Source organism: Rhodanobacter denitrificans, assembly GCF_000230695.2.
Lineage (GTDB): Bacteria > Pseudomonadota > Gammaproteobacteria > Xanthomonadales > Rhodanobacteraceae > Rhodanobacter > Rhodanobacter denitrificans.
The window spans coordinates 1901275-1925070 of the sequence record NC_020541.1; the positions used below are offsets into that span (position 1 = coordinate 1901275).

Below are 23796 nucleotides of genomic sequence, written 5' to 3' on the forward strand. Positions count from 1 at the left end.
GAACTCCCGAGAGGGAGCGCCATCATGATGTCTCCCATCATGGGAAGGTCAAGCATGCCGGCTGAAAGCGCTGAGGCTTGACCTTCCCACCATGGCAAGCCTCATTCTTTTCCCCACTGGCAGCCTGCCTGACGATGGAGAGATCACCATGCAATTTTCAGTCGACAACATGACCTGCGGACACTGTGTCCGAGCCATCACCGCCGCCTTGCAAGACCTCGATGCCCACGCCAAGGTCGATGTTGATCTGCTGAGCGGAAGGGTTCAGACAGAAGGTCGTTTTACTTCGGCGGCCGCCGTCGCGGCGATGGAAGCGGCGGGCTATCACGCAACGTCTGAGATCAGCAGTCAGGCTCCGTCGACCTCCGAATCGTGCTGCGGGCACTGTCACACATGACCATGGAAGCAAGCTGATGTTGGATGGGGCGATATCAGCTGACGGGCTCCGCAGCCTTTGCCTGATAGACCCGAGGGAGCGCCGCTATGGAGCGATGCGTCTTGTCATTGTGGAAGACGATATCGCGATCAGCACACTCCTCGGCGATGTATTCACCCAACGAGGTGATGCGACCGTCAGTACCGAGACAGCGCGTACGCTTGGCTTCAGTTATCCGCCAACCCCGAACACCGAGCCGACGATTTTGCCGACGCCAGCGGTAACGCCCATCGCAAGCATCCCCCAAAAACTAATGCGCCATGCACCCCGGACCATATTCGCCCCACCGGCATACGCTGCCAAACCGCCTAGTAGCGTAAGCAAGATCAGCGAAGTGGCCGCCACCAGTACGATCAACATTTCCGTGGGCGCGAGGGCGACCACCAGCAACGGCAATGCAGCGCCCGCAAAGAAGCTGAGCCCCGAGGCCAACGCGGCTTGCAATGGGCGTGCCTTGAGCGTCTCGGTGATACCCAACTCGTCGCGCGCATGGGCATCCAACGCGTTGTGACTCATCAATTGAGCTGCGACTTGGCTGGCCAAGTTGGGATCAAGTCCACGCTTGGCATAGATCGCGGCCAGCTCCCTGTGCTCACCATCATCGTCATTACGCAAATGTTGACGTTCGCGGTTCAATTCAGCCTTTTCCGTATCGGCTTGTGAGTGAACGGAGACGTATTCACCGGCGGCCATGGACATCGAGCCGGCCACCAATCCCGCCATACCGGCAACTAGGATCGCTGTGTGAGTGGCTTGTGCCGAGGCAACACCCAGCACGAGGCTTGCGGTCGAAAGAATTCCATCATCCGCACCCAGGACAGCCGCGCGCAGCCACCCGCTGCGGCCGATTCGATGTTTGTCAGAACTCTGCAAGGGCATTTGCGGTCATTCTCCCTGTTGGCGGCGCTTTCTTCATTTCGGTGAGGGCCAATGCGGATGCATGTCGTCGATGACATATGGATGGGCATGCACATGCCCGGAGGCCACTTCGCCTGAGGTCAGGTGGGAATGATCGAGCGGCAGATCGTCGTGATGATGGATGAGCACCTCGGGATCGCGCGACGGCCATAGCAGGAAACCCGCGACCACCGCCATGACCACGATGACTGCCATCGATGCGGCGCCCCACGCTGGCGATGACAAGGTGCCCAGCCAGCCTGCCAGGGGATACATCAACAGCCAGCAGGCGTGGGACAGGGAAAATTGCGCGGCAAACAAGGCCGGTCGATCCTCGGCGTTACCCGAACGCTTCAGCAAACGGCCGCCCGGAGTGAGTATGGCGGCGTAGCCAGCGCCGATCAGCCCCCATGCGGCGGCGATCAACCATCGACGTTCCGCCACCGGAACCAGTGAAGCGAGCGCCGCGAAGAGCACCAGACCCAAGCCGGCCAGCACGGCACCACTCAGCATCACGCTCCGATCGGGCCAGCGTTTGAGCAAGCGTGGCAGGCTGAGCGCCGCCACCATCGAGAAGCCGCCGAATACCGCGGTGGTCAACGCCACGTCGCGATTGTTGCCGCCCAGCCAGTCGCGCACATAGATGACGGTGTTGACGATGACCAGTGAACCGGCGGCCGCCTCGGCGAAACTCAGGCACAGCATGCCGCGCAACCTTGGCGTGGCGAGGTAGCGGCGCATGCCGGCCAACACTTTGGGCCGTACCGCCGCCAGCGCGAGCCGACGCGGGAGTGGAATGGTCGCCACCAAGGCCGCGGAACTGACGAAGCCGAGCAAGGTGAAGCCGAACAATCCACGGAAACTGATCACCCCCAGCAGCAGTGCCGCCAGCAGCGGGCTGAGCAGGTTTTCCAGATCGTAGGCCAGGCGCGACAGCGACAGCGCGCGGGTGTACTGCGCCTCATCGGTCAGCACTTCGGGGATGGTGGCCTGGAAGGTCGGGGTGAAGGCCGCCGAGCAAGTCTGCAAGACGGCGACCAGCACATAGATCTGCCACACAGCAGTGACCCATGGCAGGCACAAGACCAGAACCGCCCGGATCAGATCCATGCTGACCAGAAAGGGTTTGCGCGGCCACCGCGCGGTGTATGCGGTGGCCAGCGGCGCGACCAGCACATAGACCGCCATCTTGATGCCCAGCGCCGTGCCGAGCACCACCGAGGCGCGGTCACCGGCGAGGTCATAAGCCAGCAGACCCAACGCTACGGTCATCAAACCGGTGCCGATCAGCGAGGTGGCCTGTGCCGCAAACAGGTGCCGATAGACGCGATCGGTAAGGACTTCAAACAGCATGCATGGCTCCAGTGGATAAGGAAGCTTGGCGCCGTCGGAATTCGCCAAGCAAAAACCGCCGACCCGATGGAACTTCATTCGCCGGATCGGTCCGTCGTGCAGCTTACTCGTGGGCCAGCCCCCAGATTCGGTGGGCGTCGATGAGCAGGCGATAGTACGCACGCAGGGCGGTAACGCGCGCGTCAAGAGCCGCTTCCGAGGCTTGCAGCGATTGCCGGCGAGCCAGCAGCAAGGTCTGCACGTCGGCTTCCCCCAGCGTATAGGCGCGCTGGGTCAGCCGCGCGGTATCGGCCGCATGGCGCGCGCCTTTCGTAGCCAGTTGCCAGCGCGCGTGGTTGCCGCTGGCATCGGCATAGGCCTCGGCGATTTCGGTCTCGACGACCCTTTGCTGGCGATCGCGGGCGGCGGTCGCCGCGTCCACGGCGGTCAGAGCCTGGCCGAGGCGTTCACGGCGATAGCCACCCGGCAACGGGATCGACACACTGACACCGATGATGCGTTCGCGACTGAACGCTTCGGAGGCGGTGAATACGCCGACCGTCGGATCAGGCAATCGGTCGGCGCGCGCGCGGTCAGCTTGCTGTTCCGCTTTGCGCATTTCCAGCTCGGCAATGCGCAACGGGTCGCTGCTGGCCATCACCAGCTCATGCCATGCCTGTTCCGGCATGGCGACGGGTTGCGGTTCGCTGAGCGTAGGCAGACCCGACGGCACGTCCGGGAAACGGATTCGCAGCCGTGCTTGCGCCTTGGCCGCCTCGGCGCTGGCTTGCGCAAATCGTTGCTGAATTTCAACCAGATCGCCGGCGGCGACATTCACCTCCAGGCGCGATGCATCCCCCGCACGCTGCCGCGTCTTGGCCGCCTGCAGGTTGGACTGCGCAAACGTGGTTTGTTCGGCTATCAACTTCTTCGCGTGCTCGGTTTGCGCCCAAGCCATCCACAGATCCAGCAGGCTGCGTGCCGCCTCATGGATCGCCTCACCCAGACGCGCCTGTGCCAGGTCGACTTCCACGTCGCCCAGCTGGCGATCCATCGCCTTCTTGCCGGGCAAGCGGATCGTGCGCTCCAGTTGCGCTGCCCATTCACGAGATGTGGGACCCGCTTCGTAACGACGTTGTTGCGAGGTCGCCTTGACCGTCCATTCATGCGGCGAAGCACGCAACATGCCGGCCACGTGACCAGCACCGGCCATGTCCGCCAACGCTTCCTGCACCGCGGGGTCCTGCCGCAGCCAAACCTGCGCTGATTCGGTGGAGGGCAGATCGGTGGGCGTGGGCATGTCGACGTCCATCGCCGAGATCGAACAGGACGCCATGCCCAGTAAAAGCAAACTCCACCAGCGCTTCATGCGAGTTCTCCTTCCAGCGAAATCGGCGACACCCAATAACGAATACCGGTACCGGCGAAATCCGCGTGCAGCAGCTGCTGCAGGGATTCGCTTTCGGCCTTGGTCAGCAGAATTTGCACGTAGACCGAGCGACTGCGCCCGAGCACTTGTTCCAGCGGATTCAACAGGCCGCCGGCGGTTCCATGACTGAAGGTGGGCAGGCTGAAGAAGACCTCGTCGCCAAAATTGAGCAGCAACGTGTCGAGGAGTTTTTCTTCGATGTCCGTCGCACAAACCAGGGAAAAACTGCATTTATCGAACGTGGACTTATCCATGACATACCTCCGCGGTTGCATGGGCGAACCGCAGGTAAAGGATGGGAAGCAGGATCAGGGTCAGCGCAGTGGCGGTGACCAGGCCACCGATGACCACGATCGCCAGCGGTCGCTGCACTTCGGAGCCCGGACCGCTGGCGAACAGCAGCGGGATCAGGCCGAAGGCGGTGATCGAGGCGGTCATCATCACCGGACGCAGACGGCGCTCGGCACCGACGACGACGCATTGCAGTCGACTCAATCCTTCGGCGTGCAGCTGATTGAAGTAGCTGACCAGCACCACGCCGTTGAGCACTGCGATACCGAGCAGCGCGATAAAGCCGACCGATGCCGGTACCGAGAGGTATTCCCCCGTCACCCACAAGGCGATGACGCCGCCCATCAGCGCGAACGGGATATTGCTCAGCACCAGCAGCGATTGGCGTACGGATCCGAAGGTGGAGAACAGGATCAGGAAGATCACGCCGAGCGCGAGCGGCACCACCAGTGTCAGCCGCGCCGCCGCCCGCTGCTGGTTCTCGAACTGTCCGCCCCAGCTGATCCGGTAACCGGTCGGCAAGCTCACCGCCTTGGCGATCTTTGCCTTGGCCTCTTTCACGAAGCCCACCAGATCGCGGCCGCTGACGTTGGCGATGACCACGCTGTAGCGGCTGCCCATCTCGCGATCGATCTTCACCGGGCCGCCATCGCGCACCAGCCTGGCCACGCTTTCCAACGGCACGCTGGTGCCATCGGCGGCCGTGATGCGCAGCATCGCGAACTCCGCTGGCGACAGCTTCACGCGCTCCGGTCCGCGCAGCACGATCGGCACGCGCTGGTTGCCTTCGATCACCAAGCCGGCGCGCTGTCCTTCGATCTGGGCGCGCAGCGCGTCCTGCACGTCTTCTACCGACAGACCAAACTGACCGGCCGCCAGCCGATCCACGATCACCCGCAGGTATTGCACGCCGTCGTTCTGCACGGTGTAGACGTCCTGGTTTCCAGGAACGGTTTTCACCTGCGCTTCGATCTGGCTCGCGAGCTCGTCCAATATCGCGAGGTCGGGGCCAAACACCTTGATCGCCAAGTCGCCGCGCACGCCGATGATCATTTCCTGCACGCGCATGTCGATCGGCTGGGTGAAGCTGTATTTGATGCCTGGCAGTTCATCGAGTACGCCGCGAATTTTGGTGATCAACGCGCCTTTGTCTTTGGCCTGCCATTCGTTGGTGGGCTTGAGTACCAGAAACGTGTCGGTCTGGTTCAATCCCATCGGGTCCAGGCCGATCTCGTCAGAGCCGGCGCGGGCCACCACGCCGATGATCTCGGGGACCTTCGACATCAGTGCCTGCTGGATCTTCAGATCGAGCGCGGCGCTTTCCTCCAGGCTCACGCTGGGCAGTTTCTCGATACCGACGATCAGGTCGCCCTCATTCATGGTCGGCATGAACGTCTTGCCGACCATCACGTAGACACCGATCGTGACCGCCAACATCACGCCCGCGGCAATGAACACCACGCGTTGACGCCGCATGGCCCACGCCAGCGCCGGGCGGTAGGCGGCCAGCAGTTTGCGCGGCAGCCACGGATCGTCGCGTGGAACCTTCCTGAGCAGGAACGACGCCAGCACCGGAATCACCGTCAGCGACAGCACCAGCGAGCTGGCCAGCGCAAACGCGATGGTCAATGCCACCGGCACGAACATCTTGCCTTCCAGATCCTGCAAGGTCAGCAGCGGCAGGAACACCGTTATGATGATCAGGATGCCGGCCGTGACCGGCACCGCCACTTCGCGTACGGCGCGAAAGATGATGTGCAGACGCGGCAGTTTGCCACCGGCCTTGTCATGGGCCAGGTGCTGCACGATGTTTTCCACCACCACGACCGCCGCATCGACCAGCATGCCGATGGCGATTGCCAGACCGCCGAGGCTCATCAGGTTGGCCGACATCCCGCCCACGCGCATCAGGATGAAGGTGGCCAGCGCCGCCAGTGGCAAGACCACGGCGACCGTGATCGCCGCCCGTACGTTGCCCAGGAACGCACCCAACAGCACGAGCACCAACAGCGTGCCTTCGATCAGCGCCTTCGTGACCGTGCCCACGGCCTTGTTGACCAGGTCGGCGCGGTTGTAGAACACCTGCAGCTTCACGCCCGCGGGAAGGCTCGGTGCCAGCTCCGCGAGCTTTTTCTCCACGCCGCTCACCACGTCGCGGGCGTTGGCGCCGGCCAGGCCGAGCACCAGGCCTTCGACGGCTTCGCCGCGACCGTCCTTGGTGACGACGCCATAGCGCGTCAGCGCACCGATGCGCACTTCGGCGACATCACCCATGCGCACCGGCACGCCATCCTTGCGGGTGACGACGATGGCGCGCAGATCGTCCAGATGGCGGATGTTGCCCTCGGTGCGAACCAGCAGCACCTCGTCACCCTCGCTGAGCCGGCCGGCGCCGTCGTTGCGGTTGTTGGCACCGATCGCCGCTTGCAAGTCGTTGGTCGAAAGACCCACCGCGGCCAGCTTCACCGGGTCGGGCACCACCTCGTAACTGCGCACCAAGCCACCGAGCGCGTTGACGTCGGCTACGCCCGGCACGGCGCGCAGCGCCGGCCGGATCACCCAATCAAGCAGGCTTCGACGTTCGGTGATCGACATGTTTTCCGCTTCCACGGTGAACATGAACATCTCGCCCAGCGGCGTGGTGATCGGCGCCATACCGCCGCTGATGCCTTCGGGCAAATCGGCGAGGATGCCGTTCAAGCGTTCGGCCACCTGCTGACGCGCCCAGTAGATGTCGGTGCCATCCTGAAAGTCGATGGTCACGTCGACCAGGCCGTACTTGGACACCGAACGCAGCATGCGCTGATCGGGGATGCCCAGCATCTCCACTTCGATCGGAATCGCAATCCGGGTCTCGATCTCTTCCGGGGTCATACCCGGCGCTTTCATGATCACCTTGACCTGGGTGCTGGAGACGTCGGGGAAGGCATCGATCGGCAGGTGCTGGAAGGCGAACCAGCCGGCGGCGGCCAGCAAGGCGGCAGCCAACAGCACGAACAACCGTTGGGCGAGCGCGAATTGAATCAGGCGATTGAGCATCTCATTCGCCCCCGCTCTCGCCGAGCCAGGCGGCCTTCAGCGCGATCACGCTGCTGACGGCGACCTGGTCGGCGCTCTTGAGAGGGCCTAGCACGCTTACCGATTGCCCAGCGCTGGCGACCACGTTGACCTTGCGCGCGTCGAAACCCTGAGCGGTCCGGACAAACACGTAGGCCTGCTCACCCTGGCGGGCGACGGCTGCCAACGGCAGCGACCACGCATTCGCGCGATCGGCAAATGGCACCTGCACCTGCACGGCCTCGCCCGGTCGTACGCGATCGACCCCGGCGCTGATTCGCGCACGCAGGCTCACGGTCTGGCCTTCGCCCACCACGGCTCCAGCCTGCATCGGTCGGGCCGTGACGGGGCGTCCCACGACGGTGATGTCGCCGTCCTTCGCCCAGGCATCGGCGCGCTTGGCCGGAATCTGGATGTCCAGCCACAGTTGGCTGGGATCGGCAATGCGCAGCAGCGGGTCGGCGGCAGCGACCCGCTGGCCCGGTTTGGCCTGCAGATCGACCACGAGCCCCGCGCTACGCGCCTTCAGCGTCAATGATTCCTGCAAGGCACCGGAGCCGATCAGGCGAGCAACGGCCGGCGCGTCCAGGCCCGCCAGGCGCAGCGCGGCGCTGGTCTGGCGCAAGCCTGCCTTGCCATCGCTGGCTGCGGCCTCGGCTTCGAGCAAGCGACGTTGCGGCACGATGCCTTCGGCGAACAGCTGCTTCTCGCGCTGCAAGGTCTGCTGCGCCAGGCGGTTCTTGTTGGCCGCTTCCAGCGCGGCCAACTGCAGCTCACCGAATTCCGGGCTGGCCAATCGCAACAACGGTTGGCCGATCGTCAATCGTTGATGTTCGGTCACCAGCAATTGCTCGACGACACCGGCGACCGGCGCGCTGATCACCACATCCTGCTGGGGCGGCAGAATCACCCGCGCCGGATAACTCAGGCCACGGATCGCGGCGGGTTTGTCCAGCCGTTGCACGGTAATGCCCAGGGCGCGCATCTGTGCGGCGGATACCGGAAACGTGTTGTTGACGGCGACAGCAGCCACCGGGAAAAGCAAGGCACCAACCAGCGCGCTGCGCGCGCCAGTTCGCCACAGTCGATAACTCATGGGACAGGACTCCAGAGAGGGAATGAATCAGGCGCGCTTGTGCCGCAAGAAAGCGGCACAGAGAGGCCTTGCATCGAGCCAAAAGCCCGGACGCCAGCAGGGGAAGAGGAAGAAAAAATCCCATCGGGTTGCCCGCAGCCACGGACAAGCCCGACCCAGCTGCGCACGGCAGCCGGCGAGGACAACGCAAAGAAGACACCAGCGTGCTCCGATCGGATCGGGTCAACGAAAGGCCGTTATCGGCCGGTCAACGTGGCGATCAGGCGATAGGAGGGCGGTGCAGCGTGGCGAGCAAGCCTTGCGGCGTCAGCGCATTGCGCCACGGCGGGCAGTGATTGCCCGCCGGGTTGAGCTGATGAAGCTGGCCGAACAGCGCGGGCAGCGTGAAGGCTGCACCGGCAAGGTAATGCACATGGGTATGCGAAACATCGGATGGCGTCATGTCAGCGACATCGGCATTGGCCACATGGTGCTCGAGGGTCTGATCAGCCGTAAGCAGGAACCCGGACGCCTGGTTGCCGTCGTGAGCATGGACCACCCACCGCGGCATCGTCGACAACATCACGATGGCCAACACCAGCAACAGCATCCACCGCACCATCGTGAGATGGCGTCGATGCAATCGGCGGATGGTTCGAAGGGCAGACATGGGAACTCAGCATGCGGGGTACGGACGAAACAGGCAAGCCATCACGAGAAATTGCAGCGGGTGGCGATGGCTATAATACCATAGGGGGGTATATTATAGCCCGTCTACGATCACGACGGTTGCCGGCAAGGAGAAGTTCATGGGACATCTGGCGAAGGACAACAGCAAGTTGCTTGGCCGCGTGCGCCGTATCAAGGGCCAGATCGAAGGCGTCGAACGGGCACTGAACAGCGAAAAGGACTGTGCCGAGATCCTGCGACAAATCGCCGCGATCCGCGGCGCGATCAATGGACTGATGGCCAAGGTCGTCGAGGACCATATCGAGATGCACGTGGCCCATCCGGACATCACCGATCCCGCGGAACGCAAGCAAGGCGCGCAAGAACTGATCGACGTGATCCGCACGTATCTGAAGTAATCAAGTTTCGCCGCAACCCAGTCTGCAGCAATCAGGAGTTCCTCATGACCGACCCCCAGCCGCGTGCTGACACGGATCTATCGGCGCAGGCAGAGCAGCGCACGATCGCGCCGGCGGCCGAGCCGCATGATCACGAACACGCTTTCGACATCCCGGAGGCGCTGCGCATCGGTGCCGTGGCGCTGGCGGCGATCGCCGTGTGGTTTCACTGGTGGGAACCGTGGCCCCGATTCAGCGTGATCGGCGTGGCTGGATTGCTGATCGGCGGTTGGCCGATCTTCAAGGAGGCGATAGAGAACCTGCTCGCGCGGCGCATGACAATGGAATTGTCGATGACTATCGCGATCGTTGCGGCGGCCGCCATCTCGGAATTCTTCACCGCGCTGATGATCACCGTGTTCGTGCTGGTGGCCGAGGTGCTGGAGGGCATGACGGTATCGCGCGGGCGACGCGCCATTCGCGATCTGCTGGATTTCCTGCCGCGCGAGGTCTCGGTTCGACGTGATGGCGCGATCCGCGAAGTCGACAGCGGCTCACTCGCCGTGGGCGATACCGTGCTGGTCAATCCAGGCGGCCGCATTCCCGTCGACGGCCGCGTCGTCGATGGGCATTCGTTTGTCGACCAGGCGCGGATTACCGGCGAATCCATGCCGGTGGAAAAGACTGCCGGCACCGAGGTATATGCCGGCTCCATCAATCAATCCGGCGCGCTGGAAATTCTGGCGCAACGGATCGGCCGCGACACCAGCTACGGCAAGATCATCGATGCCGTGGAAGAGGCGGAGCGTTCGCGCGCTCCGGTGCAAGGGCTAGCCGACAGAATGGCCGGCTACCTGGTCTATTTCGCGCTGGCCGCAGCGCTGCTGACCTACCTGATCACGCGGGACATTCGCGCCACCATTTCCGTGATCATCGTCGCCGGGGCCTGCGGCATCGCCGCCGGTACGCCGCTGGCGATCCTGGGTGCCATTGGTCGCGCGGCGCGTGGCGGCGCCATCATCAAGGGCGGCCTGTATCTGGAGCAGCTCGGCCGGGTGGATACCGTTGTGCTGGACAAGACCGGCACGCTGACTTATGGCGAGCCGGAAGTGCAGTCACTGGTGGTCGCCCCTGGTGCCGTCGTCGACGATGTCCTACGGCTGATGGCATCCGCTGAGCTGCGTTCGGAGCACCCATTGGGCAAGACGCTGGTGCGTTATGTGCGTGCGCAGGGCGTGACACCCGTCGAGCCGGAGGCTTTTCAGTACACGCCGGGCCTCGGCATTTCCGCCACCGTCAACGGCGAGCGCATCCTGGTGGGCAATGAAGCGCTGTTGCGCAAGTGTGGCATCGCGCTGCCCGAGGAGCTGCTGACGCAGCAGCCGGCCGCCGCCAAGGTATGGCTGGCCCGTGGCGATGCGTGGCTGGGCATGGCCATCGTCGCCGATACCATCCGCAGCGAATCGCGAAGCGCGCTGCAGGCAATGCACGCCATGGGTCTTCGCACCGTGCTGTTGACTGGCGATACCAAGGCCGTCGCCCAAGCCGTGGGCGCCGAGCTGGGTATCGACACCATCGTGGCCGACGTGCTGCCGGACGCCAAACTCGCCTACATCGAACAGCTGACCGCCGGCAAGGCCGTGGTGGCCATGGTCGGCGACGGCATCAACGATGCGCCCGCCCTGATGAAGGCGCATGTCGGCGTGGCGATGGGCTCGGGCACCGATGTCGCCCGCGAGAGCGCGGACGTAGTGCTGCTGGGTAACGATCTGGTCAAGTTCGTGCAGACACTGCAGCTGGCACGACGTACGCGACGCATCATCTGGGCCAACTTCGTCGGCACGGTGGCGGTGGATCTCGTCGGCATCGCGCTGGCCGCCGCCGGCTTGCTGAATCCTTTGCTTGCCGCTTTTATCCATGTCGCTTCGGAGATGACCTTCATCCTTAATTCGGCCCGATTGCTGCCGGCCGTTGAGTCCAAAGAGAAACCCGGTGCCGTACGGCTAGTTGCAGAGCATCACTGACATGGCGCTTGCGTCACCTTGCGGCGACGTCTGTCGGTTCAATCGAAAAGCCGACGTGTGCGTTGGCTGCTTCCGCACGACAACGGAGATTCGTCAGTGGCGGAAGCTCACCGATTATCGGCGGCGGGAGATCTTGGCGGATCTTGCGCGACGGGCTCACAAGCTGAAGGGCGGTCGCTGATTTCAAGGATCGCCTGGCCAAGGTGTAACGGCGCGCCGACTGCACTGCGGAAACACCGCGTTCCAGCCCTCGCCGCTTAGCGAAAACTTCTTCCTACACCATCCTGTCGAGCCACCACCATGCCGTGGAGCATCACCAAATACCTCATCACCGCAGCTGTCGTAGTAGCCGTCTCCGAACTGGCCAAACGCAGCGATCGGTTAGGCGCCTTGCTTGCATCACTTCCGCTGGTGACGCTGCTCGCGCTGACCTGGCTCTATCTGGACAAGCAGCCCGCGGAGAAGATCGCGAATCACGCCTGGTATACGTTCTGGTATGTCGTGCCGACGCTGCCGATGTTCCTGATCTTTCCGCGTCTGTTTGCACGCTTCGGTTTCTGGCCTGCATTGGCACTGAGCGCAGTCATTACGGTGGTGTGCTTTGGCATTTTTGCGCTGGCCGTCAAGCCCTTCGGGATCAAATTGCTTTAGCTTCTTCTTTTTTTGGCGGCGGCAAGCATGTCGCACCGTGGATTCGCATGAGCACGATTCAGGACACTGCCTATCCCCAATTGAAGAAGGATCTCAGCGCCCGTGAACTGGCGGTCATATACACGCCCACGGCCGATGAGTGCGCGTTTGCCATGGGAGTTTCCGCACGTAAGCCCACCCAGGCATTGCTGTTGATCCAGCTAAAAATCCTTCAGCGCTTGGGTTACTTCGAGTTGCTGTCGACGTTGCCGCGTGTGATTGTCGATCACGTATGTAGCAGTGCCCAGATGCGTGTTCCCACCATGCGCGAATTGAAGGCTTACGACGCGTCGGGAAGCCGCTCGCGACATCTGCAGAAGATCCGTGACTTTATCGGTGTGCAGCGGTTTGTGGAAACCGATTGGTCCTGGCTGGATCAAGTTGCCCGCGAGGCGGCCTCGACCAAACAGGAATTGGAGGACATCATCAATGTCCTCATTGAAGAACTCGTTCGGCAGAAATTCGAACTACCCGGGTTCACTCAGCTTGTGCGTGCCGCGCGGGCGGCGCGTAACGCTGTCAACACCGCAATCTTCAAATCGGTCACGGAGCAGTTGTCGGCCGAACAGCGCCAGATGCTGGACGACCTGATCCTGCAGCGGCGTGGGGTCACCCTATGGGATCAGCTCAAGCGTGAACCGAAAAGGCCCGCCGTGCGTGAAGTGGCAAAATTTCTTGAGCATATCCGCTGGCTCAAAAGCCTGGGTCATGGATTACCCGATACCCGCGAGATGGCGGTGACCAAGCGCCATCAGTTGATGTTGGAAGCTCGGGCGTTGGATGCGAAGGACATCCGAACCGTCAAGCTGATCAAACGTCATACCCTGGCCGTGCTGCTGATCCAGTCGCAGTTGGAGAAAGCCACTGACGACGTAGCGAACATTTTCATCAAGATCATGCATGGCATCGACAACCAGGCCGAGGAGCGGCTGCGCCAGTATCGCTTGGACCATGCCGAGCAAACCGATCGTCTGATTGGCCAATTTCGCGAGGTGCTGGCCGCCATGCAAGAGGGCGAGTCGGCCAAGAAGCGCGTGGCAAATATGGAACGGGTGCTGGGCGATGATCCGGAACAATGGATCATCCAATGCGATGAGCACGCCGCCTTCGCGGGGAACAACTATCTTCCCTTCATGTTGAAACCCTACGGGAACAAACGTGCGTTGCTGTATCAATGCCTGGACGTGCTCGAACTTCAGTCCAGCTCACAAGACGATACGCTGGTACGAGCCATCGCCTGGATCCGAGAGTGGCGCACGGCACGCCGCGAACACCTCGATCTAGCGGTGTTGCCCAAGGGCATCGATCTGAAGCGTTGGCTGCCCGACGCCTGGTATCGCCTGATCGCAGTGGTGTCGCCAGAAGACGAACCACGTATCCATCGAAAATACCTCGAACTGTTCATCTGCATGTCGATCATGAAAGACCTGCAGTCCGGCGATCTGTACTCGGCGCACAGCAACGACTTCGATGACTACCGGGAACATCTGGTGTCTTGGGATGAGTACGGCGGGGAACTGAGCCGCTACTGCGATATCACCTCGCTGCCCAAGGATGGCGCGGGTTTTGTTGCACAACTCAAGGCTGAGATGTCGACGCTGGCCAAGCAGGTGGACGACAGCTTTCCCGAGAACGAGTTCGTACGGATCGGTGACAACGGTCTGGTCATCCAGCGGCTCGACCGCAAGCAGGATCCACCGGAGTTGGCTCTGTTGGAGGCACGACTCAAGGAGGATATGCCTCCCGTCAACATACTGGACCTGCTGACCGAGTCCGAGCAGTGGCTCGACCTACATCGATTGTTCGGACCATTGTCCGGCTTTGAAACCAAGATCGACGACCCACGAAAACGCTTCATCACCACCTTGTTTTGCTACGGCTGCAACCTGGGCCCCACGCAGACAGCGCGCTCGGTGCAGGGGCTGAGTCGCAAGCAGGTCGCGTGGCTCAACCTTCGCCATATCACCGAGGAACGTTTGGACAAGGCGATCGTACGGGTGATCAACGCCTTCAACACCTTCGCCTTGCCCAAATTCTGGGGCACCGGCAAACACGTTTCGGCCGACGGCACGAAGTGGAGCATCTACGAGCAGAACCTACTATCGGAGTACCACGTTCGCTATGGCGGTTACGGTGGCATCGGCTATTACCATGTCTCGGATATGTACATCGCGCTCTTCAGCAACTTCATTCCGTGTGGCGTGCATGAGGCGGTTTATATCCTCGACGGCCTGATCAAGAATGAATCTGATGTGCAGCCGGACACGATCCACGGTGACACGCAGGCTCAGAGTGCACCCGTGTTCGGCTTGTCGCACCTCTTGGGCATCCGTCTCATGCCGCGTATCCGTGGCATCAAACAGCTGGTGTTCTACAAGCCCGACCGGAAGGCCAAATACGATCACATCAACAGCTTATTCACCGAAGCGATCAACTGGGAGCTCATCGAGCGGCACTACCCGGACATGCTGCGCGTGGCCATCTCGATCAAGGCAGGGCGGATCACTCCCTCAATGATCCTTCGGCGCTTGGGTGTGGCCAGCCGCAAGAACAAGCTGTATTTCGCGTTCCGCGAACTCGGTCGGGCGATTCGAACCCGGTTCCTCCTGAACTACATCAATGATGTTGAGCTGCGCCGCGTGATCCACCAGTCGACGAACAAGAGCGAGCAGTTCAACGACTTCGCCCAATGGTTGCACTTCGCGAATGACGGAATCATTGCGGAAAACATTCGCCACGAGCAGCGAAAAGTCGTGAAATACAACCACCTCGTGGCCAACATGGTCATCCTGCACAACGTCCATACGATGTCGCGGACGCTGAAAGTTCTTCAAGAGCAGGGCGTTCCGCTCAGCGAAGAGCTGCTGAATCGGCTGTCGCCATACCGGCGAGAGCATATCAATCGGCTAGGCCACTACTCACTGGACTTTGAGCGATACCAAAGCGCCATGGCCAAAGACATTAAATTTACCTTGTAGCCTCAAGGACTTATTGCTCATTTTGCGAAAATTTCCAGAATCCCGGCCGAACCTCACGTTGGCAGGCGAGTGTGCCTTCGAAACGCCGCGCGTATCCCGCGCGCGGCAGCTGGGCGAAGCCGCGATCGTGCAATGCCCGCAGGGCTGCAGCGAGTTCGCCGTGTGCGACGAGCGGGGCGTCAGGCATTAGCCGGCCTTCGTGGCACCCACCACCGGAGGCACCACTTGGGCGGCCGGCACGCGGCGCACGTCGGTGCCATCGTCGGCTGCCACCAGTTCGCAGTTATCGGCGATGCGCGGGCCAAACTGCGCGCGCACGTTATCGACAGCCGTCTGCCTGAGGCCCGGCCCGAAGTGGCGGCTAAGGGACATCTGACGGGCCAGCGACTCCGCCCGCTGCACCGCGATCAGGCGCTCGCCGGATGACATGCGGTTAAAATCCTCCTCGCCGCCGTCAATGCCGCGCTCGTACACCCCGTCGCCCAACGCCCGGGCGAGTGTCATGGCGGCCCGCTCGACGGCCAGATCATCGCGTCGCGGGGTGGCGTCAAACGCTTGAGTAACCACGATCATGATCAATACCGAACTCGGACCGCCGCCATCGCGCCAGTGATAGTCGCGCCATGCCTTGAGGTAGCAGCACACACGCCGCAGCTGCTCGCCATGCACCAGCACTTGATCATCGAACCACTTCGCCACGGCCTCCGGATCGGACGGCAGCCAGCGGCCGTCACGCGTTGCTACATGGATCTCGTCCAGCAGCTCCCAGAAGGGCTCCGGCGCTTCGTCCAGCGCCGCGCTTTCGCGTAGGTGAAGGTAGGCATGGTGGGCACTATTCAACGCCACGGCTTTTTCCATTACCTGGTGAAACTTGGCCTCGGGGGCGGCATACAGGGGCACATCGATGTGAGCCCAATCGGCAATTCGGATCCGAACGCAGCGTGTGTTGCCACGCTCCAGTCGCCAGCCCTCGCGTTCGCACAATTGGCCCAGCGAACGTTCCACCAGCTCAAAATACAACTTGGCCATGCGGGCCGGCGGGGCATGCTCGTCCCACACGGTCACCGGCAGATAGACGCCGAAATCCCAGTCCATCTCCTGCGGTGGGCGGTGGGCGGCTTGCACGCAGGTCTTGTAGGCCCACGAACCCTGAGTGCGAAAGCGCGGCGTCACCATGCGATCCATGCCAAGCACGGTAGTTGTAGCTGCCCGAATGTCCGCGCGAAGATGCTCGCGAATGGCATTTTTGGCGGCCATCAGCGTCCGACGCTGACTATCCGTCGGCGCAATCACCTCATCGAAGCTGTCGGGCGCGCCCGCGTTCAAAAACAACTTATGCAGTGACAGCATCGCGAGCGACTCCTTCTTCGTGGTGGGCATGGATACCGTGGTAGAAGCGGGGGGCGATGGGGGAGTGTTGGAGGACGGTCCGAAAAGCTGGGTCACCAAGACACCATTTCGCGCGTTCGGCGCCCACACCAAGCAGCACTTCGCGTGCGGCCGCGTTGGCCTTGTCGAGTGCCACCGCGCGAGCACGTGCATCGGTCAGGTCGTCATCCACGTGGAAGTATTGGCCAGGAGCCAGCTGATGGCCCAGCAGGTGATGGACCAGCGATTCCTGCGCGGAGATGGCGACGCCAAACAACCGCTTGGGCGTTTCCGCCGGGTGCCAGCCGCCCCAGTCGTAGGTGCCACCACTCCGATTGCGCCGTGGGTCAACGGTGAATCGCGCGGACATGGTGCCGATGGCGACTAGGCAGATGTCTTCCCGGGGGCGGCCGAGGAAATGTTGGGCCTCATGCAGGGCGAGCAAACCCGGGGCGTTGGCAAAGAGTCCGCCATCGATGTACTGACGATGATCGAAGACGTGGCGCGGAAAGTATGCGGGGGCTGCACTGGTGGCCAAGGCCACATCAATCAGCTGGTAGCGGAAATCGCGGGAGAAATTCGGGTGATGCGGTGTCTTGAAGAGCACCGGGAGGCCAGTGCTGTAGTTGATGGTGGGTACCAGCACCGGGTGAAGGCACGCCTCCAAACGGCGATCACCGAACAGGTCATCCTGCGCCAGCAACGCGGCCAGCGGTGCCTGCGAGTAAGGGGCGCGGACGATGCCGCGCAACGACCACCGACGCCGAAAGATCGCTTCCCCGTGCCGCTCGAAAAGCGTCACCATACGCTCCGCGGGAATTTCCAGCGCCACCGCCAAGGCCAGGATGCCCCCGATGGATGTGCCGGCGATGAGATCGAAATGGCGGCCAATGGGCGCCCCGATATGTTGTTCGAGGTCGGCCAAAATCTTCGCGGTATATAACCCGCGGTAACCCCCGCCGGAGAGGGCAAGAATCTGGAATCGCTGGTTAGGTGGGCGTTCCGAACCCTGCCCGATAGCCACTGCGGACGTGCTCATGTTGTCTTTCCCCATCAGGTGACGCGCTGCCCGGAGTCTCTGGTCGCGGCATCTCACCGGTTGCGACGACCCCTTTGGATTAGGCACATCCACGCATCACACATTGGGGTGCTGTTCACGTTTTCAACATCGTATTTTCTCGGGCTCTTCACACGCCACGACGGTGGGGCGGCCGACCGATCCTTCATCGGCGTCGGGAGCATCCATCAAGCGGGCTGCCGGATTCTGGTCTGCCGATCCGGCATGGAAATAACCCATCACACTACTGACCGACCGATGCTCGGTCATCGCCATCAACGCGGGCAAGGCGACACCTTGGCGCGCGCCCTCGGTGACGAAGCCCGAGCGCAGGCTGTGGCCCCCGAAATCCCCCGTGAGCCCCGCGAGTGCCGCGCGCCGTTGCACGATGGCCCCGACCGCCGCCGGCGACAACGATCCGCCGATCCGCTGCTTCCAGAGGCGCCTAAAGATCGCGCCTTCGGTGAGCCCACTCGCATCGAGCCAAGCACGCAGGGCAATCGCCGCATTGCCTAGGAGCGGCTTGTCCGGCGTGTCGGTGGCGGTTGGACCCGCCTGGCGGGTCTTGCTACAAGGCAGGTGATAAACATAGCCTTGGTCGATGCCCTTCAAGTCGGCCAAGTCGGCCGCGGCCACCTCGCTACGCCGCCGGCCACCGCTGGCGAACGCGAAGCAGAGCAGGGCTCGGTCTCGCCGGCCCTCCAGCGAGTCGTCGCAGGTGGCCAGCATGGTTTCGAGCTCCTGACGAGTGATGGCTGTCTTCTTGGTCGGCCGCTCGCCGCGCTTGGTCGCCGCCCGGCGAGCGCGGGCCAGCAGGTGGCGCACGCTCGGGCTCGCGCAAGGATTGGTCACGCGCCGCAGTTGATGTGCCTTGGACAGCACGGCGACCCGATGTGTCAGTGTGGCCAGCTTGAACGGCCCGGTTTTTTGCTTGAAGCCGCCAGCGATCAAGGCCGCATCCAAGGCCGGTGGCAGTTCCCAGACCAAACCGTGCTTGCCGCGGCGCGCCGTGTGGTCAACCAGGAACTGCACGACCACAGCCTCCGACAACGGCAACACCAGCGTCTGCCCGTAGCGGCCGGTGAACCAGGCCGCCCAGTAGCGCAAGGCGCTGGCGTAGCTGCGGGTGGTGTTCGCCGCGACCGCTTCCGCCAGGAGTTCACGGACCGCGTCCGCCGCGCGCGCATCCAGCGTCGCCGGATCCAGCATGGGTAAGGCGTTCGCCAGCGGCAACAGGTCATGTTTTTTCATATGTACTATGTATCATAATAAACGAAATAAACCATGTACCGACGATAACTATCTATTATCGCGAGTACGAAGCCAAGCGGGCAGGGCGCCGATCGAGGAGATCATCCGATGCGCACAGGGATCACCCAAGACCAAGTCAACGCCGCCGCCGACGCGTTGGTCGCCGCCGGCGACAAACCGACCGTGGAAAAAATCCGGGCCGCCTTGGGCACGGGCTCGCCGAACACCGTGACGCGCATGCTGGAGGTGTGGCGCAATCACTTGGCCGAACGCCTGCAGCAGGTGCTACAGCTGCCGGAGCTGCCGCCCGAAGCCGGGCAGGCGATGACCGAGTTGTGGCGCTTGGCGGTGGCGCATGCGGATCGCCTCCTCCAGGCCCGTGTGACCGAGACGCGCGACGCGTTGGCCACCGAGGCAGCTCACTTGGCCGAGGAACGGGCCCGCTGGGCGGCCACTCTGGCGGACGCTGAGGCCGCTGTGACCCAGGCCCAAACCCAACGCGAATTGTCCGAAAAGACCTGCACAAACTTGGACAGCCAGCTACGTGACAGCCACGCCTTGCGGGACGACTTGGTGCAGCAGCGGGATCGCCTGCAGGCGCTCTGCGATCGACAAGTCGCCGACATCGAGGCGCTGCAACGGGAAAAGAACGCGTCGACAACGGCGGCCGTCAATGAGCGAGAGCGTGTGGAGGAGCATGTCCGTGCGGTGGAAGATCGCGCGCACCAGGAAGTGGACCGCGCGCGCCAGGAGCTCCAATCCTTTCGGCAGCAACTGGAGGTACAGCGCCGCGAACATACCAAAGAGCGGGCGCAGACTCAGCGACAGCACAAGGCGCTCCAGCATGCGTTGCGAGAGGCCGAGAAAGCGGCAGCGCGTCATGCGGGGCGCGCGGATGCGTTGGAAGTGGCACGAGCCAAGGACAAGTCCGTGGCGGCAGCGAGCAAGCGTGGAAAACGGGTTCCTGCCAAGAAGCCACGCGGTGCGGGCCGCGCCTAACGAAAGTCGACGTATCGCTTCGCCGCTGATCAGCCGTCGAAACCCGCCAGAATCAGATCTTCCGTTGGGCCGCATTTCAGTGCACTACTGGCCGAATCGGTTTACGCTGTTCGAGCCAGAGCCGATCAGGATTAACCTTTGGCGTTCGACTGGTCGCTTTAGCAGACCAGGATCGGCGCGAGAAATCTTGCGCTAACTCGTTGGACTGAAATTGTTTTTCAGCCCGAGTGTCCTATTTTTACACGTATCTCGGCCGGACCCCGGCTACACGGCGGCATTCGCCGCGCGCATCTTCGAGCAGATCAAGGGCTTTGGTTCCTACGGTTTCCCCGAATCGCACGCGGCCAGTTTCGCCAACCTGGTCTACGCCTCGTGCTGGCTGAAATGTCATTACCCCGCGGCGTTCGCCTGCGCGCTGCTCAATGCGCAGCCGATGGGCTTCTACGGACCGAGCCAGATCGTGCAGGACGTGCGGCGTCATTGCGTCGCGGTGCGCCCGGTGGATGTGCGTTTCAGTGACTGGGACTGCACGCTGGAACCGGACCCGCGCGGCCATGCCGAGGCGCGCGCGATCCGGCTGGGCCTGCGCATGGTTCGTGGGTGTTCCGAAGCGGCAGCGCTTCGCCTGATGGCCGCGCGCCGGCAGCAGCCGTTCGCCGACGTCACCGACCTGTGCGTGCGATCCGGCCTCGATCGCCGTCACCAGGAGCTGCTGGCCGATGCGGCAGCCTTGCGCGGGCTGGCCGGCCATCGCCATCGCGCATGCTGGACGGTGGCCGGCGTCGAGGCGCAACTGCCGCTGTTCGGCAACACCAGTCCGGCCGAGCGGGCCGTGACCCTGCCGCTGCCGACGCAGGCCGAGGACACGCTGGCGGATTATGCGCGGGTCGGCCTCAGCCTGGGCGTGCATCCGCTGCGACAGATCCGCGCCCGCCTGGACGCGGCGCGCTGCATCGACGGCAAGGTCCTGCGTCGGCAGCCGCACCACAGCCACGTGCGTGTGGCCGGGCTGGTGACGTCGCGACAGCAACCGCAAACCGCCAGCGGCATCATCTTTGTGACGCTGGAGGACGAGCATGGCCTGATCAACGTCATCGTGTGGCGGCAGGTGGCCGAAACCCAGCGCCGGGCGCTGCTGCAGGCGCGGTTGCTGGCAGTGGAAGGGCAGTGGGAGAACGTCGAGGGCGTCCGTCACCTGGTCGCACACCGGCTGCAGGACCTCACCCCGCTGCTGGGCACGCTGGATGCGCGCTCGCGGGACTTCCACTGAGTTCGTCGCGGCTCACCCGTCGTTGCCCCGGCTTGCGCATACCCGGCGCGAATGGCCAAAACGACCGCGCGTGAAAACGTCCCGGATCCGCGCCGCGAGACGCGTGCGATGGGGCTGGTCCATGTCAGCGACGCGCAGCCTGGCCTGAGCCGACGGCGCCGCGGCAAGGGCTTCAGCTACCGCGATGCGGATGGCCGGCCGGTGACGGATCGCGATGAGCTGGCGCGCATCCGCGCGCTGGGGGATACCGCCCGCGTATACCCGGGTGTGGATCTGCAGCAACCTGCGCGGGTTCCGCCGCCAGCCACTGGCGGCAGGCGGCCTGTTCCGTGGCGTTCGCGCGCTTGTGCAACCGCGCTTTGCCGCGCGTCTCGTACTTGAAATGCTTGACCGTGTTGGTGAGATAGCGCGCCAGCCGCGGACCAGGAAGTAGAAGTTTCTCTGCGGAGAACAGGGGAGATGTGCCAGACCCGGCGACGGCGGGGCTTGCGTGCCCGCGCTGACCCCTTGGCAATTTCGCATAATGTATATTATGTCAAATAAATGCCTACGGCATCGCCGTGTTTGGCACATCAGCCCCGAGGGCTTCCGCACGCTCCACCACAGCTGCTTGCTGTCGCGCCCAGCGTGCGCGGACTTCCTCGGCGTCTGCCCGTGCACCGATCGCGTGCCCATGCATTGAGCTTGGCACGCCTGTTCCACGTTATGCCTTACGCAGACGGCCTCCTTGGGGAAGCCGCTCTGCGCAGGTCTGCTTGTGGCTGGGCTGGGGACCTGGCTGGCGAAGGCATCCCGGCCAATATCGGACTTTACGCGCCGGAGCCCCGATTCGGGGACGGGGAGCCCGGTAGGCGTGATGCCGGCGTTCTGTCGATCCGCGAAACGGGCGACGGGCCCGGATCGCTTCATCATCCGGAGCGGCATCGGTCGTCCGACAGCCTGGCGCGCCATACCCGGCCCGGGCGGGTGCATGCGGGCATGGAATGCCGGAGAGCGGCGCGACCATCGCGGAGCTTGCCGTCCATCAGCTCGGAGCCGGCGTCGCACACGCGCCAGACGGCTGGCGCAAATCGCTGCTCGTCGTGCGGCTGGCCTTGGGCTCTCGCCCCTGGCCTCTTGACGACTCAAATAGCAATGAGTAGCATTTACCAAACACGCGGGGATTTGCAGATGAAGTATTTTTTGATGCTGGCCGGGGTCATCCTGCTGGCTGCTGCCGGAAACGTAGTGGCCGGCGAGTTGCCGGAGTACACCTTGGTCATCAAGAACCATCGCTATCAGCCGAGCGAGATCAGGATGCCGGCCAATACCAAGGTGCGCATTGTGGTGAACAACCAGGATCCGACGCCCGAGGAATTCGAAAGCACTGATTTCAGTCGCGAGAAGCTGGTGCTGCCCAACGGCAGCGCCACGGTTTATGTCGGCCCCTTGCGTGCCGGTACCTATGCCTTTTTTGGCGACTTCCACCAGGACACGGCCCAGGGGCGCCTGATCGTGGAATAGCTGCCTGCCGTCGGATCGGCCTCCCCCACCGCCGCCATGGCGTGGATCCCTTCACACCTGTTCTCAATCAGTCGCGTATCGCCGTTGCTGCTGCGGCAGGTGGCTACCCGACCCGATGTTTTCCCAGGACTTTCCATGCAGGCAAACTACGCATTTACCGATCACTCCCGCCGTATTTTTCCGACAATCCTCGGCCTTGCCATGCTCGGAGGCAGCGGCCTCGTGCATGCCGACGATTTCATCGTCTACTCGCCGCATGTGATAGCCACCCAGACCGAAATCGAGCTGCGCGGCTACGGTTTCAGTGACGGGCGTGCGGACATCGGCGGCGAGCGGGCGGCCGAGCTTTCCGTCGCGCACGCAGTCACCAGTTGGTGGAAACCCGAACTCTACGTGGCAGAGTACAAGAAAGAGCCCGGCGGCCGGGGGAAACTGGTGGGCTATGAATTCGAGAACACGTTCCAATTCACCGAGCCGGGCCGTTATTGGGCCGACATCGGCCTGCTTGCCTCCTACGGTCATCCCAGGGGCGGTGGTCCGGGTGAACTCGAGCTTGGCGCACTGCTCGAGAAGGCGGCCGGTCGCTTCGATCATCGTGTCAACCTGATCTGGGAGCGTCATGTCGGCAGCGGCGCGTCGCATGGCACCGAGTTCCGCTACAGCTACGCGGGCACCTATGCATTGACGTCCGCATTTCGGCCAGGCATCGAGGCGTATGGCCGGCCGGACGACCATGCCTACCAGGCCGGTCCCGTGGCCACCGGTGAGTGGCACGTGCCGGGCACGCATGGCAACATCGAGTACCGTGTCGGACTGCTTCTGGGCATCAATCCCGCCGCTCCGCGGCGCACGGTGCTGGCCCAGGTCGAGTACGAGTTCTTTTGAGCGCACCGCGGTGGCGGTGAAGTGAACCCTGGCAACGTGGGCTACTGCCCTGCCCGCTGAGCGGCCCGGATCGGCTTGATCCGGCGCAACCAGTCGTAACCATCCGTGGGGCGCAAGCCGATGTCGGCGCCAGCGCGCCTGGCAGGGGCGCTGCGGCCCGTGACGTTCGGGTTACCGAATCGGCGTC

19 protein-coding genes and 2 pseudogenes are annotated in these 23796 nt (G+C 63.1%); 11 read left to right on the forward strand and 10 right to left on the reverse strand.

All coding sequences use genetic code 11. The annotated features are described in order from the left end of the window. Positions 1 to 148 precede the first annotated feature (148 nt). Positions 149 to 397: a heavy-metal-associated domain-containing protein gene (locus tag R2APBS1_RS08540; RefSeq protein ID WP_015447628.1), complete on the forward strand. Its 249-nt coding sequence runs from the start codon at positions 149 to 151 to the stop codon at positions 395 to 397. Positions 398 to 607: 210 nt separating this feature from the next. On the opposite strand, the gene R2APBS1_RS08545 is transcribed toward R2APBS1_RS08540, so the two are convergent. From R2APBS1_RS08545 to R2APBS1_RS08575, 7 genes are all read right to left on the reverse strand, one after another. Beyond that, positions 608 to 1315: a VIT1/CCC1 transporter family protein gene (locus R2APBS1_RS08545; protein WP_015447629.1), complete on the reverse strand. Its 708-nt coding sequence runs from the start codon at positions 1313 to 1315 to the stop codon at positions 608 to 610. Positions 1316 to 1348: 33 nt separating this feature from the next. Continuing rightward, on the reverse strand, positions 1349 to 2686 hold the full coding sequence (locus R2APBS1_RS08550) for an MFS transporter (RefSeq protein ID WP_015447630.1): 1338 nt from the start codon (positions 2684 to 2686) through the stop codon (positions 1349 to 1351). A gap of 103 nt (positions 2687 to 2789) precedes the next feature. Further along, entirely contained in the window at positions 2790 to 4034 is a 1245-nt protein-coding gene (locus tag R2APBS1_RS08555) for a TolC family protein (protein ID WP_015447631.1), read from the reverse strand. Beyond that, positions 4031 to 4348 (reverse strand): DUF3240 family protein, encoded by a 318-nt coding sequence (locus tag R2APBS1_RS08560; RefSeq protein WP_015447632.1) that lies wholly within the window; start codon positions 4346 to 4348, stop codon positions 4031 to 4033. The genes R2APBS1_RS08555 and R2APBS1_RS08560 overlap by 4 nt, the downstream gene beginning before the upstream one ends. After that, complete coding sequence (locus R2APBS1_RS08565; RefSeq protein ID WP_015447633.1) at positions 4341 to 7424, reverse strand: efflux RND transporter permease subunit; 3084 nt, start codon at positions 7422 to 7424, stop codon at positions 4341 to 4343. Before R2APBS1_RS08565 ends, R2APBS1_RS08560 begins: the two co-directional genes overlap by 8 nt. 1 nt (position 7425) lies before the next feature. Further along, the gene (locus R2APBS1_RS08570; protein ID WP_015447634.1) at positions 7426 to 8538 is read right to left on the reverse strand and encodes an efflux RND transporter periplasmic adaptor subunit; all 1113 of its coding nucleotides are present in this window, start codon (positions 8536 to 8538) and stop codon (positions 7426 to 7428) included. A gap of 259 nt (positions 8539 to 8797) precedes the next feature. Continuing rightward, a complete protein-coding gene (locus R2APBS1_RS08575) occupies positions 8798 to 9127 on the reverse strand; it encodes a hypothetical protein (protein WP_157769709.1) in 330 nt (109 codons plus the stop codon). 199 nt (positions 9128 to 9326) lie between these two features. Between R2APBS1_RS08575 and R2APBS1_RS08580 the strand changes: the two genes are divergently transcribed. The 5 genes from R2APBS1_RS08580 (at position 9327) to R2APBS1_RS08595 (ending at position 15276) form a co-directional block, all read left to right on the forward strand. Next, a complete protein-coding gene (locus R2APBS1_RS08580) occupies positions 9327 to 9605 on the forward strand; it encodes a metal/formaldehyde-sensitive transcriptional repressor (protein WP_015447636.1) in 279 nt (92 codons plus the stop codon). A gap of 44 nt (positions 9606 to 9649) precedes the next feature. After that, positions 9650 to 11608, forward strand: coding sequence for a heavy metal translocating P-type ATPase (locus R2APBS1_RS08585; protein ID WP_015447637.1), 1959 nt, complete (start codon positions 9650 to 9652; stop codon positions 11606 to 11608). Between the two features lies 1 nt (position 11609). After that, entirely contained in the window at positions 11610 to 11789 is a 180-nt protein-coding gene (locus tag R2APBS1_RS20690) for a DUF1289 domain-containing protein (RefSeq protein WP_015447638.1), read from the forward strand. Between the two features lie 119 nt (positions 11790 to 11908). After that, positions 11909 to 12259 carry a DUF3147 family protein gene (locus R2APBS1_RS08590; RefSeq protein ID WP_015447639.1) on the forward strand — a complete coding sequence of 117 codons (351 nt, stop codon included), beginning with the start codon at positions 11909 to 11911 and terminating at the stop codon, positions 12257 to 12259. Between the two features lie 47 nt (positions 12260 to 12306). Then, complete coding sequence (locus R2APBS1_RS08595; protein WP_015447640.1) at positions 12307 to 15276, forward strand: Tn3 family transposase; 2970 nt, start codon at positions 12307 to 12309, stop codon at positions 15274 to 15276. Positions 15277 to 15462: 186 nt separating this feature from the next. Here the strand turns inward: R2APBS1_RS08595 and R2APBS1_RS19285 are convergent, their stop codons facing one another. The 3 genes from R2APBS1_RS19285 to R2APBS1_RS08610 all read right to left on the reverse strand — a co-directional run bounded on the left by R2APBS1_RS19285 (position 15463) and on the right by R2APBS1_RS08610 (position 18952). Next, a complete protein-coding gene (locus R2APBS1_RS19285) occupies positions 15463 to 16656 on the reverse strand; it encodes a CBASS cGAMP synthase (protein WP_051061148.1) in 1194 nt (397 codons plus the stop codon). Next, positions 16610 to 17683 carry a CBASS cGAMP-activated phospholipase gene (locus tag R2APBS1_RS08605; protein ID WP_015447642.1) on the reverse strand — a complete coding sequence of 358 codons (1074 nt, stop codon included), beginning with the start codon at positions 17681 to 17683 and terminating at the stop codon, positions 16610 to 16612. The genes R2APBS1_RS19285 and R2APBS1_RS08605 overlap by 47 nt, the downstream gene beginning before the upstream one ends. A 123-nt stretch (positions 17684 to 17806) precedes the next feature. Beyond that, on the reverse strand, positions 17807 to 18952 hold the full coding sequence (locus R2APBS1_RS08610; protein ID WP_015447643.1) for a site-specific integrase: 1146 nt from the start codon (positions 18950 to 18952) through the stop codon (positions 17807 to 17809). Positions 18953 to 19060: 108 nt separating this feature from the next. Between R2APBS1_RS08610 and R2APBS1_RS08615 the strand changes: the two genes are divergently transcribed. The 5 genes and pseudogenes from R2APBS1_RS08615 to R2APBS1_RS08635 all read left to right on the forward strand — a co-directional run bounded on the left by R2APBS1_RS08615 (position 19061) and on the right by R2APBS1_RS08635 (position 23609). Further along, on the forward strand, positions 19061 to 19951 hold the full coding sequence (locus R2APBS1_RS08615; RefSeq protein WP_015447644.1) for a DNA-binding protein: 891 nt from the start codon (positions 19061 to 19063) through the stop codon (positions 19949 to 19951). A 262-nt stretch (positions 19952 to 20213) separates the two neighbouring features. Beyond that, a pseudogene (locus tag R2APBS1_RS08620) lies at positions 20214 to 21221 on the forward strand (helix-hairpin-helix domain-containing protein); the annotation flags it as partial. 51 nt (positions 21222 to 21272) lie between these two features. After that, positions 21273 to 21513: pseudogene (locus R2APBS1_RS20525) on the forward strand (DNA topoisomerase IB); the annotation flags it as partial. An 878-nt stretch (positions 21514 to 22391) separates the two neighbouring features. Next, positions 22392 to 22724, forward strand: a complete 333-nt coding sequence (locus R2APBS1_RS08630; protein ID WP_007508372.1) for a cupredoxin domain-containing protein — start codon at positions 22392 to 22394, stop codon at positions 22722 to 22724. A gap of 135 nt (positions 22725 to 22859) precedes the next feature. Continuing rightward, positions 22860 to 23609 (forward strand): hypothetical protein, encoded by a 750-nt coding sequence (locus tag R2APBS1_RS08635; protein WP_015447645.1) that lies wholly within the window; start codon positions 22860 to 22862, stop codon positions 23607 to 23609. Positions 23610 to 23796: the final 187 nt, after the last annotated feature.

What these genes read in the sequence shown, in the direction of transcription:
- R2APBS1_RS08575 (WP_157769709.1), bottom strand. Translation starts at nt 9,127, where the DNA reads ATGCTGTTGCTGGTGTTGGCCATCGTGATGTTGTCGACGATGCCGCGG.
- R2APBS1_RS08555 (WP_015447631.1), bottom strand. Translation starts at nt 4,034, where the DNA reads ATGAAGCGCTGGTGGAGTTTGCTTTTACTGGGCATGGCGTCCTGTTCG.
- R2APBS1_RS08630 (WP_007508372.1), top strand. Translation starts at nt 22,392, where the DNA reads ATGAAGTATTTTTTGATGCTGGCCGGGGTCATCCTGCTGGCTGCTGCC.
- R2APBS1_RS08585 (WP_015447637.1), top strand. Translation starts at nt 9,650, where the DNA reads ATGACCGACCCCCAGCCGCGTGCTGACACGGATCTATCGGCGCAGGCA.
- R2APBS1_RS08540 (WP_015447628.1), top strand. Translation starts at nt 149, where the DNA reads ATGCAATTTTCAGTCGACAACATGACCTGCGGACACTGTGTCCGAGCC.
- R2APBS1_RS08580 (WP_015447636.1), top strand. Translation starts at nt 9,327, where the DNA reads ATGGGACATCTGGCGAAGGACAACAGCAAGTTGCTTGGCCGCGTGCGC.
- R2APBS1_RS08595 (WP_015447640.1), top strand. Translation starts at nt 12,307, where the DNA reads ATGAGCACGATTCAGGACACTGCCTATCCCCAATTGAAGAAGGATCTC.
- R2APBS1_RS08570 (WP_015447634.1), bottom strand. Translation starts at nt 8,538, where the DNA reads ATGAGTTATCGACTGTGGCGAACTGGCGCGCGCAGCGCGCTGGTTGGT.
- R2APBS1_RS08610 (WP_015447643.1), bottom strand. Translation starts at nt 18,952, where the DNA reads ATGAAAAAACATGACCTGTTGCCGCTGGCGAACGCCTTACCCATGCTG.
- R2APBS1_RS08615 (WP_015447644.1), top strand. Translation starts at nt 19,061, where the DNA reads ATGCGCACAGGGATCACCCAAGACCAAGTCAACGCCGCCGCCGACGCG.
- R2APBS1_RS08565 (WP_015447633.1), bottom strand. Translation starts at nt 7,424, where the DNA reads ATGCTCAATCGCCTGATTCAATTCGCGCTCGCCCAACGGTTGTTCGTG.
- R2APBS1_RS08635 (WP_015447645.1), top strand. Translation starts at nt 22,860, where the DNA reads ATGCAGGCAAACTACGCATTTACCGATCACTCCCGCCGTATTTTTCCG.
- R2APBS1_RS08590 (WP_015447639.1), top strand. Translation starts at nt 11,909, where the DNA reads ATGCCGTGGAGCATCACCAAATACCTCATCACCGCAGCTGTCGTAGTA.
- R2APBS1_RS20690 (WP_015447638.1), top strand. Translation starts at nt 11,610, where the DNA reads ATGGCGCTTGCGTCACCTTGCGGCGACGTCTGTCGGTTCAATCGAAAA.
- R2APBS1_RS08550 (WP_015447630.1), bottom strand. Translation starts at nt 2,686, where the DNA reads ATGCTGTTTGAAGTCCTTACCGATCGCGTCTATCGGCACCTGTTTGCG.
- R2APBS1_RS08545 (WP_015447629.1), bottom strand. Translation starts at nt 1,315, where the DNA reads ATGCCCTTGCAGAGTTCTGACAAACATCGAATCGGCCGCAGCGGGTGG.
- R2APBS1_RS08560 (WP_015447632.1), bottom strand. Translation starts at nt 4,348, where the DNA reads ATGGATAAGTCCACGTTCGATAAATGCAGTTTTTCCCTGGTTTGTGCG.
- R2APBS1_RS08605 (WP_015447642.1), bottom strand. Translation starts at nt 17,683, where the DNA reads ATGAGCACGTCCGCAGTGGCTATCGGGCAGGGTTCGGAACGCCCACCT.
- R2APBS1_RS19285 (WP_051061148.1), bottom strand. Translation starts at nt 16,656, where the DNA reads ATGCCCACCACGAAGAAGGAGTCGCTCGCGATGCTGTCACTGCATAAG.